The organism is Flavihumibacter sp. UBA7668 (assembly GCF_002483205.1).
GTDB lineage: Bacteria > Bacteroidota > Bacteroidia > Chitinophagales > Chitinophagaceae > Flavihumibacter.
In genome coordinates this window covers 302140-318835 of the sequence record NZ_DLHM01000002.1, presented here as the reverse complement: position 1 = coordinate 318835, position 16696 = coordinate 302140, and the positions used below count along the sequence as shown (strand labels likewise).

Here is a 16696-nt window from a genome sequence, read left to right as displayed (position 1 = left end):
TAATTTTATTGCATTTTAGCACCTTCCTGCAATTTTAGTAATAATTCATCAAGTTTTTCAAGGGTTAGCTTCATTCCCTGCTCCATTCCCATCTGAATCACTGTTTCCAAATCAGATAAAGAACTGTATTGAACAGTCGTCTCAACAAGTGTTTTTTCACCCTTATCTAAAAATAAAACCTTCCATTTTGCCCGGGGAAGTTCCTTATTCACTTCTCCCATTTCATTACTGAATGCATCTAGTGCCGTGTAATAATCAATTGGCTGAATGGTGATATACTCGGTATATCCCCAATATTCTTTTCCATCCGGATCAATCATTGCATAATGCCAATGCCCGCCATCTCTAAACTTCATAGATTTGGTTCGGGTGGTCATTGGCTTTGGTGCAAACCATTGGTTTAGTAGTTCACTCTGTGTATAACAATTCCAAACCATTTGCCGATCTGCTAAAAACTCGCGCTTTAAAGTTAATTGGCTGGTCGCCTTATCAGCAATAAAGTCATATAATAAGTTGGGGTTCATTTTTTTTGTTTTGTTTTAATGGAAACTAATAAATCATCCAGCTGATTAAACCGAACTTCCCAAATTTTTCTGAATTGATCTAACCATTGGTCAATTTCTTTCATCTTCTCCACTTCAAGCTGGTAGTATATTTCACGGCCTTTTTGTTCCTGCCTAACCAACTCGCATTCAGTTAATATTCGCAGGTGTTTTGATACCGCTTGTCTCGTTGAATCAAAATGTTCTGCAATAGCATTGGGTGTCATTGCCTGCAGTGCTATTAATACAAGGATGGCCCGTCTCGTCGGATCAGCAATGGCTTGAAATATATCTCTTCGCATAGTTATTCTGGTTTGTATACAAGCAGCATAATACCACAATCAAACTGCCTGGAGAAGGCTACTTGTAGTTTTTGCATGGTTTCAACCTCCTGAAATACAGGCATACCCTTCCCTAATATGGCCGGATTCACAAACAGATGCAGTTCATCAATCAATTGTTCTTTAATCAGAGAGGACACAAATCCGGCCCCACCATAAACAATCAAATCTTTTCCCGGTTGTTGCTTTAAGTACTTAATTTTTTCTACAAAATCCCCATTCTCCACCTCTGTATTATCCCATTCCGATTTAGTAAGGGTTCTACTGAATACAATCTTCTTCGTTTCGGAATATTTTATTCCTGCTTCCTGCTCCGGGTTATTCTGATCTGCAGCTACCGCTGCCCAATAGGGTATAAATCCGGTAGCCAGGTTCCTGCCAAGCAGTATTGTATCTACCGGCCTGGTTATTTCATCCACATATTCTTTGATATCGTCGGACCAATTAAATACCAGCCAGTCCATTTCTCCATTTTGCCCTGAAATGAATCCATCCACTGAAATCTGTACCTGTAATTTTAGTTTTCGCATTTTCATTGATTTTAGGTTATGAAACTAATTGGTTGCAAATATATATGCAACCTTTCGGTTTCACAAAATAAACTCAAACTTTTTTTAGATTTATAACCAGTCCCGCCAATCACCGGCTACCTTGTCCCAGTTGTAGGTTTCGTAATCAATTTCACCATTCGATTTTACCGGAAAATAATTGTGCTCCGTTCCGATATAGGCTTTAAATGTAAAATTATCCTTCCTGTTACGAATGGTTTCAATACGCAAATAATCATTGTAGGTACCCGCCGCATCTTTGGTGCCATAGCAAACAAGGACCGGTATCTTCAGTTTTTCCAGGTACTGAATCGGGGGAATCGAAAAACTATACATGGAGCGATAGGTATCCCCTGTTGAAACATTATTATTGGGATTGGCCACTATATCTTTCCAAAAACCAAATTGCTCTTCCGCAATGGGTGTGGTGGAAGAGGTCTCCATTGCTCTTTCCTGCTCAATTACCGTTAAAATTCTTCCCAATGGATTTCCACCGGAATAAATCAGGTGCGTAATTTTATGATAAATGGTTGCCATTTTTGCCGCAATCGTGCTGCCTTCAGAATGTCCGGCTACTACTAATTTTTTTGAAGAAACCCAGTCCTGTTTTTGCAAATACCGCAGCACATCTATGTTTCTGTTCACATAATAATCAAGGTAATTATGGGTTGTATAACCCTGAGGGAAATTACCGGTACTATCTTTATATGAATAATCCGCGTTCAATTGCGAAACATGCGCAATAACAGGTATGAATGGTTTGCTGATAATTACCAAATGATAATCCATCCCCAAACTATCCGGATTAAAAGGAAAAACCCCAAATTTCCCTTTTTCATCATATTTAATCAGGGGTTGAGGCAAACTTCCCTGACAAAATAAAAACAAGGGCTTTTCTTTAGATTCCTCTCCCGGCTGGCTCTTGACTAAAATATCCACAACAGTTCCCTGATAGGGCATTTGAAGATGTCGAAACCCAAAATCTTCCGGTGTCTTTTCCTGAGCGATTAAAACAGAGGTGGAAAAAACAAAAAAAATAATGATAAGGTACTTCATAATACATCATTTTATTTTCCAATCCCGATTATACAAACTCTTCAGCTTATTCTTCAACTCGGTGGAGAATATCTCAACAGCTCCTGATTCGTTTCCTGGGTTATATTCATAGGCTGCTGTCTCGTCACCTTCATCAAATACAAAATTCTTATCGCTATCCTTTTTGACAGTCATTATTATTTTCTTACTTGAATGTACAAACTTCCAATTGATAACAGAACCATTTGATGGGGAAATTTGTCTGAACTCACCTCCTAGCTTATCCGAAATAAACAAATAAACTGGATCACTATTGGACAATTTCTTATCACGATTATAGTCATGCGAAATTGCCTCGTAATATATATATTGATTAAATTGATTCGTCTCCTGATTTGCGAATCGGCCGTTCTCCGGATGAAAGCTTTGAATTAAAATTTTCTTTTCACTTAATAAATGAGTAGTATTCGACTTTGTATTATGAAATAATATATTCCAATAATTATTATTCGGCATTTCCTTATAATAAAATTCACCATTTTCTCTTTTTGATTCCCCTCCAGAAAGAGGAAATAAAAGAATTCCTGAGCTGTCAATTTCCACAAAATTGCTTGTCTGAAAATTAATTTTGGAAGTAGCATCATTTATAACTGCACTGGAGTCGGATTTGCTTTCAGCCTCCTGTTCAATAGTTGGTTGATTATTATTACATGAATAAGATAATATAGCTGGGAAAACGAGTAAAAATGCAAATCGAATCATGCATCAATATATCAATTCTGAGGGAACTGCGCAAACGAAACGCTTACACATCCTTTGTTTCCAAATCAACCACCCGGCTAATCTGCTTATCAATATCTACAAATTGCAGAATCAGCCAGGCAATGCCAATAATTAACGCGAAGGCAAAGAGCGAGAGCTCCCACCCGAAAACTGATTTAATGGGACCAATAAATCCCGAAAAGACAATCTGCCCCAAATTGGCCACCGTCATATACAAGGTAAACTGGCTGGCAGAAACTTTTTTCCAGCAACACTGCATAGCGATGGCAAAAACCGCAATACAGGAAAAAGTGTACAACAAATTATACGCCAGCATAAAGGCGAAAATAAAACTACGGTCATTCCAATACCTGGTTGAAAAAGCAAGTATTGATACACAGACAATCATCCCAAGCAAATAACTGTTCAACATCCGCTTCTTACCAAATTTGTCGATCAGGATGCCGCCTAACAACATGCCCGCTAGTCCGCCTGCCAGCTTAGCTGTGGCATAATATTGCGAATAGTCTACATTGGTCCATCCCAATTCCATTACGGTAAAAATGGGCATTATGGTGGACATATATTTAAACCCACCCTGACAAACAAATAAAACCAAAGCAATCAAAATAGAATTACGTAAAGTAAAAACGCGGTACAACGATTGAAAAATCTGTCTCCAGTTAGTCAGCTGCCACTTCAGATTTTCAGGAGATGCCTGCCCCTTTGTCCAGGGTGCTATCCGCTCTCCCTGCTTTTCTCTCAAAAAAGCAGGTACCAGCATAGTAGTACCAATTACAATCGCCATCATCCATATCGCTGCTTTAAATCCATAGCTGCTCAACAACCAGCTTCCAATGGCCAGCGAAACGGACATTCCCACAATCTTCGATCCCCACATCAACCCATTGGCTCTCGCCTGCTGATGTGCGGGAATAATATCCACTGCCATTCCATCTGTTGCCACATCCTGCAAGGCTCCAAAACTTGCTACAACAAAAGCCAGCAACATCAACCGGTTCAAATTATTCAGAGGATCCGGCTCATAGGCCATAAGAATACAACTCAGTACCAATCCGGCCTGTCCCACTAATACCCAGGGTCGCTTGCGCCCCATCGGCAAATAGGTATATCGATCCATTATGGGCGCCACAATAAATTTAAAACTCCAGGGCAGCACCGCCATATTAGTAAAAGCAGCGATCTCTCCCGGCGATTTTCCGTTCATCGCCAGCCATGCAGGGATTCCGAAGGTTAGCATACCCTCCGGAATCCCCTGCGCAAAATACAAGGCAATAAAATTGAAATAACGAAGCCCTGTACTGTCTGCCATTGCAGGCAGTCGCCTACTCCCGCTTATTGCAAAAGATGGGGTGAGTTGCATGGCTGTTAATTTATTTGGAGCTTAAGTCCTTGCGGAGAAATAACAACTCACTCCAACTCTCCTCTACAAACTCCGCCACATCCTTCAGGTAATGGGCATGGGATCCTTCTCCATGTATCGACTCATATACTTCTTTGAATGGCTTCCTAAATCCGTTTTCTCGTTCTTTTAACCCCTGTTTGTACCTGGTTACCAATACATATTGTGCCTTACCGGATGAACTGGCTGCATACACTGCCACCGTTACGCCGGAAGCTGTCCAGGTTTTCTTTAGCTTTTTGATCAGTTTAACTACCTCATCTCCCTGAGCAACCTTGGGATAAACATGCGAGATATTAATCTTATCCGTAAAATCGCCCACCGCAATCGTACTCAGCGAATCCAGATAAACCGAATATCCCGAAGATTGCCGGTCTGTCAAATGAACCGATACATTTTTGTTCCAGTCGGCCGTATGCTCCGGACCAAGATCACCCCTCGCATCCTCTGCCTCCCAACTGGTTGGCCCCTCGGTAATATGATAGCCCCCTGCATCCGGACCGGATTGTATAAAAAACACCCGCCAATGCACATCTCCCGTATGGTATTTTTGTGCATGCGCGGCCAATGCTTTTTCAAACTCCGCAATCTTTTCCATTTTTGGAAATACCCGGTGTGTGGATAGCAGATTTTTTGCCTGTGCAGAAACTAGTACCGGTAATAGTAGCAGACTATAAACCAGCATCTGTTTTAAGCTGAATTGCTTCTTCATTTTAAATTGATTTAGGGTGAACCATAAAGTTCCTCCCGCCCTCCATTTTCTGCTAGGACAAAGCCACAATAGAATCGGTCAAATCCATCTTTCAACCGGACAAATTTTATCCCATCAGGATAATTTCACCATTTTTTCCGCTTTCGCTCCAATTGCATAGCACCGCACGCCATCTAAGCCTTTAATAACTTAAATTAGAAGAACCATGCATATCCACCGGCATCTAACTACCATTTTCTGTTGCCTAATGGGTATGCTTTGGCATGAAAAAATTCTTTCCCAATCTCCCCTCTCCTACGAATCCATCTCCACCTCCAAAGGATTATCGCAGGGCTATATCTGGGACATTCTGCAGGACAAAAACGGATTTCTCTGGTTTACTACCAAAGCCGGACTCAACCGGTACGATGGCTATAATTTTAAAGTGTACGCCTATAATGCCTACGATTCAACCACTATCAGCAGCAATGCCACCCTGCATCTCTATGAAGACAGCAAAGACCGGATCTGGATTGGAACCGAAGACAATGGCATCAATGTTTTTGATAAGAAAAAAGAGCGTTTTCACAGAATCCTGCACAAACCGAAGGATCCCAATAGTCTTTCCGGCAATCGAATCAACCACCAGATAACCGAATTGGCAGATGGTCGTTTTTTAATCAATTCCACCGAAACCAGGTTTGATATCATCACACTACCCACTGATTTTTTCGAAAAATCCACCCCTCCAATTTTCGAACAGATTCCCAAACCAATGGATTGTTACAACCAGATTCTTTACACCGACTCAAAAAAAATAACCTGGTTCAACTGCAATGGCAAACAGTTCCGCTTTCATCCGGACAAAAACAGCTTTGTTTTGGAGACAGATTTCAAGCTTCATTTCAACACTATTTTCAATTCGCCAGACGGACTCTGGATAAACGATGAACGCATCAGCGAAATCGACAACCTCATCGCCTACCCTAGTTTTTCCAAAAACATATTGAATGGCCAGGGCAGCTTTTTTCTGAAGGAAACCAATAACCGGCTCTGGATTGCTATTTCCAATCTTAACCTGTTGCGGGTCTATGATCTAAGCAAATGGCAGCGAAATAAACCCCTGAATCCGGATGACTGCCTGATTGCCAGCGATACCCTCGTGGGCAGTATGAAGCTATATAAAGACAAAACCGGCCTTATCTGGCTTGGATTAAATGGGCATGGCATCCGGAAATATTCTTTTGAATCAGAAAAATTCAACCACAAAGCAAGGGGCTTCAGTGTCAAAAAAATCATCCGCACGAACCAGGGTGAAATTTTTGTACAAAGTTGGGCCGCCGACAAAATTGTTCAGCCAGATGGTAGTTTGGTCAATAATAACTGGGTGGAAAAAAAACATACCATCTTTGATTACTTCATCAACCGTAAAGGCGATTTATGGCTCACCAAAAGAAAAGCCCGCACCTCCCCCAAACTGCTGGAACTGGAACAAATAAATCTTACCACTAAAAAAAGCAGCATTTATCCGGTTGACCTCAAAGGCAATTATGGCGATGATCAACGGATGCTGGAAGACAATGAAGGTCATTTCTGGATAGGCGGATTAGGCGGAAGCTTTACCGTATTTAATCCCGCCACCGGAAAGGCAAAAGAATACACGCTTTCCAATGATTCAACCATTCAATTGGATAAAAATACGCAAATCACCACCATCTACCAGGATGGAAGTGGCATTATATGGATGGGCACTGAAAAAGGATTTGCAAAAATTGAAAACCAGGCTGCGATTTCACCCAAAATAACCTGGTTTCAAACCAATCTGAAAAACAGGAATTCCTTAAACAACGGACATATTTCTTCTTTTCTGGACGACCCCTCAGACCCCGGTACTTTATGGATCAGTACCAAGGGAGGCGGACTGAACCGGATGGAGAAAGCAACCGGCAAATTCAGTCACATTACCACAGCAGAGGGGCTCTGCAATGATGTCGTCTATGGCATCCTCTCAGATGAAATGGGGAATATATGGGGCAGTACCAATAACGGGCTCTTTTGTATTACGGCTACTAAGAATAGCACATTCGATATCCGGCATTTTACGGAAGTAGCAGGCCTGCAGGCAGCCGAATTCAATACGGGTGCTTTTGCGAAATTTCCAAACGGTCAGCTCGCCTTCGGTGGCATCAACGGCATGAATGTTTTTAATCCCAAAGAAATACTGATCGACACATTTGCACCAAATATATTCATCACCCGATTATTGATCAATAACAAAGAGATTAAGCCCAACGACGGAAGCGGACTATTGAAAGAAGCGATTGAATTTACTCCGGCCATCACCCTCCACCATGAGCAGGATCAGCTAACCATTGAATTCTCCTCACTTGATTTCAGGGCTCCGGATCAGAATAAATACCGCTATCAATTGGCAGGCATAGATAAAGAATGGGTAGAAAGTGGAAACCGCCGAAGAGCCAATTATATTCACCTTCCTTCAGGCAACTATACCTTCCGCGTGCAGGGCTCCAATAGCCGGGGAATCTGGAGCAACAAAGTGGCTGAATTAATTATTACCAGCCTGCCGCCCTGGTGGCTGAGTTGGTGGGCCTACCTGATTTATGCATTTTTGATTGGCTATGGCGCGATTTCCTATTTCAGATTCAAAGTAAACAAAGCCAGACTCCAAACACAACTAAAATTTGAGCAGAAAGAAGCCAAACGAATCAAAGAATTAAATTCTGTAAAAACACAGCTATATGCCAACATTACGCATGAATTTCGGACACCTCTAACCGTTATTCTGGGCATGGCAAATCAGATCAAAAGCGATCCGGAAAAACATCTCCATGACGGACTTAACATGATTGTTCGCAATGGAAACAATCTGCTGAAACTGGTAAATGAATTACTGGATTTATCGAAACTTGAAGACGGTAAGATGAGTCTTCACCAAATCAACGGAGACCTGGTTGCCTTTCTGCGATACATTGTGGAAGCTTTTCAATCACTGGCAGCGAGTCAGCAAAAGCAATTTCATTTTCTGGCAGATACCGATGAAATGCGGGTAGCCTATGATCCGGAAAAACTGAGTCAGATAATAACCAACCTACTGTCCAATGCCTTAAAATTTACACCGGCATTAGGAAATGTGTATGTATCAATAACACAGCTTGCCAATCCTGATCCGGATACTACCATTCTTGTTCTAAAAGTAAAAGACACGGGCATCGGCATACCGGAAAATCAGCTGGAACATATTTTTGACCGATTTTATCAGGTGGACAATAGCCATACCCGAACAACAGAAGGTACAGGCATTGGGCTCTCCCTTACCCAGGAACTGGTGAAATTGATGGACGGAACAATAACGGTAAAAAGTCCGCCTGTTGGTGCAACCAGAGGAACCGAGTTTACCATCAGTATTCCATTTAAAAAGGCACAATCGGAATTACTGGAAACAGTGCCCTCCCTCCCATTGAAAGATGCTGGTCTGCCAGCCACGGCAAATAAACAAAAGGATACTACAAAGGAAAGCAATAAACCCTTATTGTTACTTGTAGAAGACAATATTGATGTAGTAGCCTATACCGCCACCTGTTTGCCAGATTATAAACTGAGTGTAGGAAAAGACGGACAGGAAGGCTATGCTATTGCCGTTGATATCATACCAGATTTAATTATCACCGATGTAATGATGCCCTATATTGATGGCTTTGAAATGTGCCGGAAATTACGGGAAGATGAACGCACCAGTCATATTCCCATCATCATGCTAACCGCGAAGGCAGATATACAAAGTAAGTTGGAGGGATTGGAAAAAGGAGCTGATGTTTATCTGGAAAAACCGTTTAATAAAGATGAGTTGTTATTGCGTATCCGAAAACTGCTTGAGCAGCGAAAAAACCTGCAGCAATATTACAGCAAACAGATCGGGTTGGCCGCTGCGGAAATGCCAGTTGAGGCAGTAGCATCAACGAATATAAAAGAGCATGAGTTTGTAAAAAAAATAAGGGAATTGGTGGAAGCCAATTTCTCCAATTATGAGTTTAATGTAGAACAGTTATGCCGGCAGGTATTTATGAGTCATTCCCAATTACACCGTAAACTGGAAGCCCTGACCAATTGCACGCCTAATAAATTCATCCGGCTGGTACGATTGCAAAAAGCGAAGGAATTGCTGGCCGATCCAAGGCAAAGTATTGGATCCATTGCACTGGATTGTGGATATATAGATGCCGGTTATTTCGCCCGTGTATTTAAACAGGAATATGGAGTAACGCCACAGGAATGGAGGGCAGGGATAATTTAGCTGAGTTTCCAAAATATTTGCTGAATCTTAATGCAGTATCTGCGGTTATCCTGCGATTTCCCTTAATTATTTCAGAAAATCTTGTTTGCGGAATACCAATATCTTTTGCAAGTCTGTAAGCAGTAATATTTAGATTTTTAGTGTAATCATTTTCTTTATTTTTTTATGTCATTCAATTATTTGTTCCAACAATCGCTTTAACTCGGGATCCCTTGGACCAGGTAAATAATCATTGATAATTTTACCCGCCGGGTCAATTAACAGATAACGTGGAATTTCGTTAATTTTCATGCTTTGCAGGATGGCTGCATTGCCTGGATGAACAAAAAGGAAATTGGTGGATGGATTACTGTTCAGTTTAATGAGCCGGCTCTTCCATTGATCCTTATCCGTATCCAGGGACATACTTAAAAAACTGATCTTCTCCGCCGGGAACTGTTTTTTTAACCGTTCTAATTCTGGCAAATCTTCCAGGCAGGGTGTGCACCAGCTTGCCCAAAAATCAATCAATACATACTTACCTTTGTTATTGGCAAGTACCGAATCCCAACTGGAAACTGTTTTCCCATCAGGTAGCAGCAAATCGTTGGGCAATATTGGTCGAATTATTTGAACGGTATCACTGGAACGACGATAGCCTTTTACAATTTTCCTATAGGCCGGATTAATTGAATAATTGCGATATAGTTCTTCGTAATTTGGAGGAACGGTGAACCCAAGAACAGCAGCATTGTACATTAAACGAGAAAGCAAAAGATCTCTGGCAGAACCGGTGAAGACGGTACTTAACGTAGTAAAACATTCGTCGAACCTACCCTGATAAACCATAGCACTAATTCCCATAGAAGGATAGATGGATGTATTCAGTAAATTGATAAACGTCTCCATATTTCCATTCAGCCGATTGCGAGGAGCAGAATTACTGGCTAAAACAAGCCCCTCTTTTACCTTGTCATAATATACCTTTCGGGCAAACAGGGTATCGCGGTACTGCCAATAAAGATTAAGAAGCGTTTTATTATACAGATTCTTAGTATAATCTCGTGTAGATCGCTTAAATTTTCGGCTTACCTGGTAAGCTCTACTTAGGGAATCGAACAACTGCTTAGCTGCTTTTTCCGCTGGATGAACCTGTGCTTTTAATGAAAATTCAAGCTCCTGAATCATTTTATAATCATATTCAAGCAAACGGGTAATTTTTGGCTCTTTTTCCAACTGTTCAAAATGTTTCAGGACCTGAAGCTCCCGATCCCTCCTGCTTTTATTATTTAGCGTTGATAAGCTGGGTGTAAAATCTTTGGAAGGATCTGTTGATACCCTGATCCGATCCTTCGGATTAACCAGAAAACTATACTGATTCATCCAAAAAATAGTTGGACCAACAACCAATGCTTTAACCTTTTTTCCACGCTCAAGGTAAACAATATCAGTACAGGGAGAATATAACCAATGAGGTTTATGATACATCAACATAGGCCTGGGGTCCAGCGAATCGGCAAATACCAATTCATCTGCTTCAAAATAAACAGGCTTTGCTCTTCCTTCGGGCAAGCGCACACCACAGGAAGCGAATAAGAGCAAAAAAAAGAAACCTGATAGTATTCTCATATGCTGATTTGTTATTTAGAGTGCTTTTTTTTCAACTTAAATTTACTTTCATTCTCCTCCACCAGGTAATCCAGCATCAATTTCACTAAAAGTGGAATTGATTGATTGTCTTATTCTAAATACGTCATCCAATATCTAGATGCAAATGAATATAGCTAATCATTAAAATACTTAATACTTTTTAATAATGTGTTGAAGGCAGGTGTTAATTAACAATTTGGATGAATCCAACCGGACAATTACAGTTCCGGTGGCACGGTTTTAGAACTAATCTCAATTATAGAACGGTTATTTTAAAAGTCTAAAACAAAAAAACATGAGAAACTTTCTGAAATTATTTAGTATCCTGGTGCTTGCGAGTATAGTTGTTATTTCCTGCAGCAAAAAAGACGATCCAACCGATAATAACCTCTTTGTAGGATCTTATGAAGGCAGTATCGGCTTTGTGAAAGAAGGTGAAAATAAATCAACCAATAATGGTAAAGTTACCGTTGTAAAGGTTGGCAACAATTACAACTTCGTATTCTCTGATGGTATTCCTGATTTGAAAGGAGTTCAATTCCAGAATGATGGAGATAATGCCGTCGTTTCTATCGATAATGATGAAACTAAAATGATCCGGATTACCGCCAGTCAGTTAACCATTGCCTATGCCAAAGATGGCGAAGCATGGACAGCCAATTGTTCCAGGTAATTTGAAGGCTGATAGCAACTAAAAAACCAATGGCCTGTGAAAGCTCTTTCACAGGCCATTTTTTACCCTGACTCATTATATACCGCAATAGCCCTACTCACACTATTTCTAATGATTCAATTTGGCCATTTTTAACCGTAAACTGATAACTCAGCACCAGCGGGCTCCCGGGAAAATTCCCTGAAATCTCGGCCTTCAATCGCTCTGTCTTTACCGAATAATCCAGTGGATGCATAGTAGTCTGATACTTTTTATTGGCCTGCTCTATCCATTTTTTTATGGCAGTTTTACCCGTATGGGTTTTTCCTTCATCAAATACGACTGCCGTATCGGAAAAACAATCCGTATATGCATGACTGTCAAAATTATTCTGTGCAGCAACCAAATCTGCAAGCACTTTAGGTAAGTTCATATTTTTGTTTTTTAAGATTTAAATAGTTGGAATGGTTCCGCCATCAATCCCTCCCAAAGCATCCATAACCGATTGTGTAGCCTGATCCAGAGAAATCCGGGAACTATCAGTAATTCGTTCCATCATTCTTTCGGAAGATTCCATCATAATCCAACCATGCGAAACAGTTAAAACCCGAATCCCCTGGGGAGAAACTTCTTTGGATAATCCTTTACTGTAATTGATTAATCCTGCTTTTGCAGCTGCATACGGCAGGGTAGAATCGTACAAGGGAAGGCGCCCCTGAATTGAGCCAATATGAATAACTACGCCAGCTTTTCGGGCAAGCATCTTCGGCAGGAATGCCCTGTCCAGGCGAACGGAAGCCAACAGATTCGTTGGAAGGGTTTGCACCCAATCCTCATCAGTCAGATTAGCGAAACCTCCCCCTTAGTTTCCGATCCTCCCAGCGCATTGATAAGAATTTCGAGCCGTTAGTATTTTGATAGTACTTCTTCCGCAAGCTCCCGGGTACCGTCCGCCAAACTCAGATCTGCCTGAATAAAATCCATCTTTGCCGATTGCATTTCAGGTTGATTTCGGGCGGTAATAAGTACAATAGCACCAGCTTTTTCTAAGCGTTCAGCTATGGCTTTTCCGGTCCCTTTTGTGCCACCTGTTATCAGCGCAATTTTACCTGATAGTTCATTCGCATAATTAAATTCCTGTTCCATTTCATTCATTTTGTACAAATTTCTTCAGTAAGATCAGTTTGTACAAGTACGGAAACAGGAATGGCATAGGGAGAAATTTTTCCCCTATTGTCCAATTTGGAACATAGGTGTAATTTAGAAGAATGTATGAAAGAAAGATTTTACCAAACCTGAATTGTGGTCTGGATTTGATAGGGGAAGTATTGTACGGGAAATGGAAACTGCGCCTGTTATGGTTTATCCATGAGGGATATAAACGGCCAAGTGAATTACAAAGAAAAATACCGGATGCATCCAGGAGGGTATTGAATATTCAGTTGAATGAATTGGAAGCACATGAACTGGTGGAGAAAAAAATCTATCCGGTGGTACCGCCAAAAGTGGAGTACAGTCTGACTGAATTTGGTCAAACGCTGATCCCAATCATTTCAGCAATGGGAAACTGGGGCGATGAATATGAAGAGAGATTAAGGGAGGTAATATTGAAACAGCTATAAATTGTAAATGACCTGATCCACCGAAAATAAAATAAGCACTTTATTACAGTCTCTTAACTCTAATTAAAGAATCTCGGTATTTCTGAAAATTCAGATATCCATTATTCCCCGGATTATCAAGGTCAATCATTTTTCCATTTCCTGTATCATAAATTTGCCAGTTATGCTGTTTGGCTAAAATTACTAAATCGAAAAGCCCATTCTCGCCATAAACGGTAAGGAGTTTAGTTCTAACGGTACACTTGTCAGTATTGTATTCTATTGAAGAATCAACGCCATGTATAATACAATGATTGTCATTAATACTTATTTCCTTAAAATACCTTACAATCAATGAATCAAAATCTGTAAGTTCCAAAATGGAATCATCTAATTCTTCAATTGTAGAAATTTTCTGCTTAGAATTAAATAAAAATAAGTCCCAACTCATAGTATTTTATTTTGATCATAAAAATCATACTATTTAACTAAACTTACTTTTATTGTCGGATTTGTGCATGCTCTAAAAAGATGATTCTCAATTCGTACCAACAAGGTCCAAATCCATATAGCTATCCTCTCTTATCATATATTCAATCTAAACTAAAAACATCCACAATGCTTCGCCACCTGAGTCACATAACTGTGGCAAAGGAAAGCTGCGTCAATATATAGATTCCGGTGCAGAGGTGCAAGCTTCACGGGGGATAAATTAAACATCAAAATATATTGATTTATTATTTAATACATCAAAACCCACAAGATAAGTTCATTTGCATCTTTGAGTACAGGATGAGTACACCATGAGTACACCATGAGTACAGGATGAGTACAGAATGAGCCACCATGAACACAAATCAAGGCTGAAAATTGCTTATTATAATGAAGTTCCATTTGAGGAATAGCTTGGAATTACATCTACTACTCATACTGATCCAGTAAACTGCAAATTAGTTTTTCAACCTGACCACGTGAGGCTTTTAGTTTTGTCTGAGAATTATACGCATAGTTTAAATTCCGGACCTTGTCCGGACCGGCAATAGCTCCACAATCATCGGCATTGACATTCCCATATATTTTCTTCCCGCCTAAATAGATGAAAATTTTTATTTCATCCGGATGAGAAACATACAACTGTTGATACATGGTAATTTTCGAACCAACATCAACTCCCTTATAAACAAATGGCAAAAGCCTCTCGTTATTTAATACAGCATTAGTTTGGAAATCATTTTTATTTTTTGAAGAATTCAGATTTAGCAAATTCTGTATTAGATAGAGACAGAAATAATTTTGCACCCACCAGAACCTGCCAAAAAACAAATACTTCTGCGTATGAGGTTAATGAATCTTTCTCAGTATGTAAAACATGCTCCGAAACTGAGCTGTCGAAAATGCAGGTAACTGAAATCTCAACAACATGGATCCATTTAATCTCAATAGATATAATCGCTTATATGTAATTGCAATCAACACTCCGAATAATCAGAGGAGAATAGGCCATTGATGGCATGAATCTGATCGATGGGAATTTCGAGCTGGTTATCCAGTTGCATATAGTGACGCCCCTCTTTGGTGAAAACAGATGTGATGAGACCACTGGCGCGGGTAACACCCTTGTCCTCATACAGCAAAGCGGCTTTTTGCTTCTGCTGGTATAAGCTTAACACCAACTCATAAAAGCTGGCCCTGGGTGGAAGAGTTTCGCGCTGGTCCATATGGGTGAATTTACAAATTAAAATCCCGGTTCAAAAATAACAATCCTCGCTTTATCCATGTCTAATCTATGTCTAATCCATGTACCGCCACCGCGTAAAGCATGTACCATCCATGTACCAAACAGGTGCTGTAAATGTATTAAACGATTGAAAACTAGTGAAATAAAGCAATGTTCAGGCTTGTTTGGTACATGGATGGTACATAGATTACCCCCTATTCCCCTTCCGGATCCACCACCTCGGTTTCGGCTACACGACCCACCTGCCCATCTTCCAGCCGCACTTTAATGCCGCGGGAATGAAAGGCCGCAGAGGTGAGAATATCTTGTACAATGCCATAAGTCAACCGCCCCGATCGCTGATCTTTTTTGAGGATGATGGCTACCTCCAACCCGGGATAAATGTTTTTGCGGTACTGAGAGTCCATGAGGTAAATTTACCTGTCGGGAAAACCCGACCGGAAAATATACCGGTCGGGTGGTTCGAAATTATTTCCTTTTCAACACGGCTTTCACCTTCTCCACTATGGCGGCGGCATTGAGGCCGTATTTCTCCATTAGCTGCGCTGGAGTGCCACTTTCGCCGAAAGAGTTATTCACGCCCACCATTTCAACGGGAGCGGGCTTATTGCGGCTTAAAAGCTGGCAAACAGCATCTCCCAAACCGCCATTGAGCTGGTGCTCCTCGGCAGTTACGGCACAACCGGTTTTCGCTACCGATGCCAGAATCGCGGCTTCATCCAGCGGTTTGATCGTATGAATATTGATGATCTCGGCATCTATACCTTCCTTCTCCAGGATCTCCCCCGCCAAAATCGACTCCCATACCAGATGTCCCGTTGCAAATATGCTCACATCCTTCCCCTCATTCACCACCCAGGCCTTTCCAATCACAAATTCCTGATTGGGATCCGTAAACACCGGCACAACCGGACGACCAAAACGCAGATAAGCCGGACCAACATGATCCGCCAGCGCAATTGTTGCCGCCTTTGTTTGGTTATAATCACATGGATTAATCACCGTCATCTCCGGCATAGCCCGCATCATCGCCAGGTCTTCCAGAATCTGGTGGGTAGCTCCGTCCTCACCGAGGGTTAATCCTGCATGCGACACTGCAATCTTTACATTCGATCCGGAATAAGCCACACTTTGCCGAATCTGATCATAGACCCGGCCCGATCCGAAATTCGCAAACGTAGTGGCATAAGGCACATAACCGGCAATTGCCAGTCCAGCTGCCACTCCAATCATATTTGCTTCCGAAATGCCACATTGTACAAAGCGTTCCGGATTTTCTTTAATAAAGGGATCCAGTTTCAAGGAAGCCACCAGATCAGCACAAAGCGCCATCACATTTGGATGCGTTTTGCCCAATTCCGCCATGCCGGCACCAAACCCGGACCGTGTATCTTTCTTTTCCGAAAAAGTATATTTCTTCAT

At 41.1% G+C, this 16696-nt stretch carries 20 protein-coding genes; 3 read left to right on the top strand and 17 right to left on the bottom strand.

What is annotated here, in order from left to right; all coding sequences use genetic code 11:
• Positions 1–5: 5 nt before the first annotated feature.
• The 7 genes from B2746_RS05005 to B2746_RS04975 all read right to left on the bottom strand — a co-directional run bounded on the left by B2746_RS05005 (position 6) and on the right by B2746_RS04975 (position 5363).
• Entirely contained in the window at positions 6–524 is a 519-nt protein-coding gene (locus B2746_RS05005; protein WP_290791614.1) for an SRPBCC family protein, read from the bottom strand.
• The gene (locus tag B2746_RS05000) at positions 521–844 is read right to left on the bottom strand and encodes an ArsR/SmtB family transcription factor (RefSeq protein WP_290791612.1); all 324 of its coding nucleotides are present in this window, start codon (positions 842–844) and stop codon (positions 521–523) included. Before B2746_RS05000 ends, B2746_RS05005 begins: the two co-directional genes overlap by 4 nt.
• Before the next feature lie 2 nt (positions 845–846).
• The gene (locus B2746_RS04995; protein WP_290791610.1) at positions 847–1413 is read right to left on the bottom strand and encodes a dihydrofolate reductase family protein; all 567 of its coding nucleotides are present in this window, start codon (positions 1411–1413) and stop codon (positions 847–849) included.
• A gap of 90 nt (positions 1414–1503) precedes the next feature.
• Positions 1504–2487: an alpha/beta hydrolase family protein gene (locus B2746_RS04990; RefSeq protein ID WP_290791608.1), complete on the bottom strand. Its 984-nt coding sequence runs from the start codon at positions 2485–2487 to the stop codon at positions 1504–1506.
• 6 nt (positions 2488–2493) lie between these two features.
• Positions 2494–3228: a hypothetical protein gene (locus B2746_RS04985; protein WP_290791606.1), complete on the bottom strand. Its 735-nt coding sequence runs from the start codon at positions 3226–3228 to the stop codon at positions 2494–2496.
• Positions 3229–3271: 43 nt separating this feature from the next.
• Positions 3272–4612, bottom strand: coding sequence for an MFS transporter (locus tag B2746_RS04980; protein WP_290791604.1), 1341 nt, complete (start codon positions 4610–4612; stop codon positions 3272–3274).
• 10 nt (positions 4613–4622) lie between these two features.
• Positions 4623–5363, bottom strand: a complete 741-nt coding sequence (locus B2746_RS04975; RefSeq protein WP_290791602.1) for a hypothetical protein — start codon at positions 5361–5363, stop codon at positions 4623–4625.
• A gap of 205 nt (positions 5364–5568) precedes the next feature.
• Here B2746_RS04975 and B2746_RS04970 point away from each other — a divergent pair, with 205 nt between their 5' ends.
• Entirely contained in the window at positions 5569–9654 is a 4086-nt protein-coding gene (locus tag B2746_RS04970) for a hybrid sensor histidine kinase/response regulator transcription factor (protein WP_290791600.1), read from the top strand.
• Here the strand turns inward: B2746_RS04970 and B2746_RS22810 are convergent.
• Both B2746_RS22810 and B2746_RS04965 read right to left on the bottom strand, forming a co-directional pair.
• Positions 9602–9781, bottom strand: coding sequence for a helix-turn-helix transcriptional regulator (locus B2746_RS22810; RefSeq protein WP_414655280.1), 180 nt, complete (start codon positions 9779–9781; stop codon positions 9602–9604). The genes B2746_RS04970 and B2746_RS22810 overlap by 53 nt on opposite strands.
• Before the next feature lie 41 nt (positions 9782–9822).
• Positions 9823–11262, bottom strand: coding sequence for a TlpA family protein disulfide reductase (locus B2746_RS04965; RefSeq protein ID WP_290791598.1), 1440 nt, complete (start codon positions 11260–11262; stop codon positions 9823–9825).
• A gap of 316 nt (positions 11263–11578) precedes the next feature.
• On the opposite strand from B2746_RS04965, the gene B2746_RS04960 reads away from it, so the two are divergent.
• Complete coding sequence (locus tag B2746_RS04960) at positions 11579–11956, top strand: hypothetical protein (protein ID WP_290791596.1); 378 nt, start codon at positions 11579–11581, stop codon at positions 11954–11956.
• 97 nt (positions 11957–12053) lie between these two features.
• Here the strand turns inward: B2746_RS04960 and B2746_RS04955 are convergent, their stop codons facing one another.
• From B2746_RS04955 to B2746_RS04945, 3 genes are all read right to left on the bottom strand, one after another.
• Positions 12054–12368, bottom strand: a complete 315-nt coding sequence (locus B2746_RS04955) for a nuclear transport factor 2 family protein (protein ID WP_290791594.1) — start codon at positions 12366–12368, stop codon at positions 12054–12056.
• 18 nt (positions 12369–12386) lie between these two features.
• Complete coding sequence (locus tag B2746_RS04950) at positions 12387–12761, bottom strand: SDR family NAD(P)-dependent oxidoreductase (RefSeq protein ID WP_290791592.1); 375 nt, start codon at positions 12759–12761, stop codon at positions 12387–12389.
• An 80-nt stretch (positions 12762–12841) separates the two neighbouring features.
• Positions 12842–13081 carry an SDR family NAD(P)-dependent oxidoreductase gene (locus B2746_RS04945; RefSeq protein ID WP_290791590.1) on the bottom strand — a complete coding sequence of 80 codons (240 nt, stop codon included), beginning with the start codon at positions 13079–13081 and terminating at the stop codon, positions 12842–12844.
• Positions 13082–13203: 122 nt separating this feature from the next.
• On the opposite strand from B2746_RS04945, the gene B2746_RS04940 reads away from it, so the two are divergent.
• On the top strand, positions 13204–13557 hold the full coding sequence (locus B2746_RS04940) for a winged helix-turn-helix transcriptional regulator (RefSeq protein ID WP_290791588.1): 354 nt from the start codon (positions 13204–13206) through the stop codon (positions 13555–13557).
• 43 nt (positions 13558–13600) lie between these two features.
• Here B2746_RS04940 and B2746_RS04935 read toward each other — a convergent pair whose 3' ends face one another.
• The 5 genes from B2746_RS04935 to B2746_RS04915 form a co-directional block, all read right to left on the bottom strand.
• Positions 13601–13987 carry a hypothetical protein gene (locus tag B2746_RS04935; protein WP_290791586.1) on the bottom strand — a complete coding sequence of 129 codons (387 nt, stop codon included), beginning with the start codon at positions 13985–13987 and terminating at the stop codon, positions 13601–13603.
• A gap of 470 nt (positions 13988–14457) precedes the next feature.
• The gene (locus tag B2746_RS04930) at positions 14458–14727 is read right to left on the bottom strand and encodes a hypothetical protein (RefSeq protein ID WP_290791584.1); all 270 of its coding nucleotides are present in this window, start codon (positions 14725–14727) and stop codon (positions 14458–14460) included.
• A 278-nt stretch (positions 14728–15005) separates the two neighbouring features.
• A complete protein-coding gene (locus B2746_RS04925) occupies positions 15006–15254 on the bottom strand; it encodes a hypothetical protein (RefSeq protein WP_290791582.1) in 249 nt (82 codons plus the stop codon).
• 214 nt (positions 15255–15468) lie between these two features.
• Entirely contained in the window at positions 15469–15681 is a 213-nt protein-coding gene (locus B2746_RS04920) for a YwbE family protein (RefSeq protein ID WP_290791580.1), read from the bottom strand.
• A 61-nt stretch (positions 15682–15742) separates the two neighbouring features.
• A complete protein-coding gene (locus B2746_RS04915; protein ID WP_290791578.1) occupies positions 15743–16696 on the bottom strand; it encodes a transketolase family protein in 954 nt (317 codons plus the stop codon).

Excerpts from the sequence above, each read along its gene's own strand:
- B2746_RS05005 (WP_290791614.1), bottom strand. The coding sequence starts at position 524 with ATGAACCCCAACTTATTATATGACTTTATTGCTGATAAGGCGACCAGC.
- B2746_RS05000 (WP_290791612.1), bottom strand. The coding sequence starts at position 844 with ATGCGAAGAGATATATTTCAAGCCATTGCTGATCCGACGAGACGGGCC.
- B2746_RS04995 (WP_290791610.1), bottom strand. The coding sequence starts at position 1,413 with ATGCGAAAACTAAAATTACAGGTACAGATTTCAGTGGATGGATTCATT.
- B2746_RS04990 (WP_290791608.1), bottom strand. The coding sequence starts at position 2,487 with ATGAAGTACCTTATCATTATTTTTTTTGTTTTTTCCACCTCTGTTTTA.
- B2746_RS04985 (WP_290791606.1), bottom strand. The coding sequence starts at position 3,228 with ATGATTCGATTTGCATTTTTACTCGTTTTCCCAGCTATATTATCTTAT.
- B2746_RS04980 (WP_290791604.1), bottom strand. The coding sequence starts at position 4,612 with ATGCAACTCACCCCATCTTTTGCAATAAGCGGGAGTAGGCGACTGCCT.
- B2746_RS04975 (WP_290791602.1), bottom strand. The coding sequence starts at position 5,363 with ATGAAGAAGCAATTCAGCTTAAAACAGATGCTGGTTTATAGTCTGCTA.
- B2746_RS04970 (WP_290791600.1), top strand. The coding sequence starts at position 5,569 with ATGCATATCCACCGGCATCTAACTACCATTTTCTGTTGCCTAATGGGT.
- B2746_RS04965 (WP_290791598.1), bottom strand. The coding sequence starts at position 11,262 with ATGAGAATACTATCAGGTTTCTTTTTTTTGCTCTTATTCGCTTCCTGT.
- B2746_RS04960 (WP_290791596.1), top strand. The coding sequence starts at position 11,579 with ATGAGAAACTTTCTGAAATTATTTAGTATCCTGGTGCTTGCGAGTATA.
- B2746_RS04955 (WP_290791594.1), bottom strand. The coding sequence starts at position 12,368 with ATGAACTTACCTAAAGTGCTTGCAGATTTGGTTGCTGCACAGAATAAT.
- B2746_RS04945 (WP_290791590.1), bottom strand. The coding sequence starts at position 13,081 with ATGGAACAGGAATTTAATTATGCGAATGAACTATCAGGTAAAATTGCG.
- B2746_RS04940 (WP_290791588.1), top strand. The coding sequence starts at position 13,204 with ATGTATGAAAGAAAGATTTTACCAAACCTGAATTGTGGTCTGGATTTG.
- B2746_RS04935 (WP_290791586.1), bottom strand. The coding sequence starts at position 13,987 with ATGAGTTGGGACTTATTTTTATTTAATTCTAAGCAGAAAATTTCTACA.
- B2746_RS04925 (WP_290791582.1), bottom strand. The coding sequence starts at position 15,254 with ATGGACCAGCGCGAAACTCTTCCACCCAGGGCCAGCTTTTATGAGTTG.
- B2746_RS04920 (WP_290791580.1), bottom strand. The coding sequence starts at position 15,681 with ATGGACTCTCAGTACCGCAAAAACATTTATCCCGGGTTGGAGGTAGCC.
- B2746_RS04915 (WP_290791578.1), bottom strand. The coding sequence starts at position 16,696 with ATGAAGAAATATACTTTTTCGGAAAAGAAAGATACACGGTCCGGGTTT.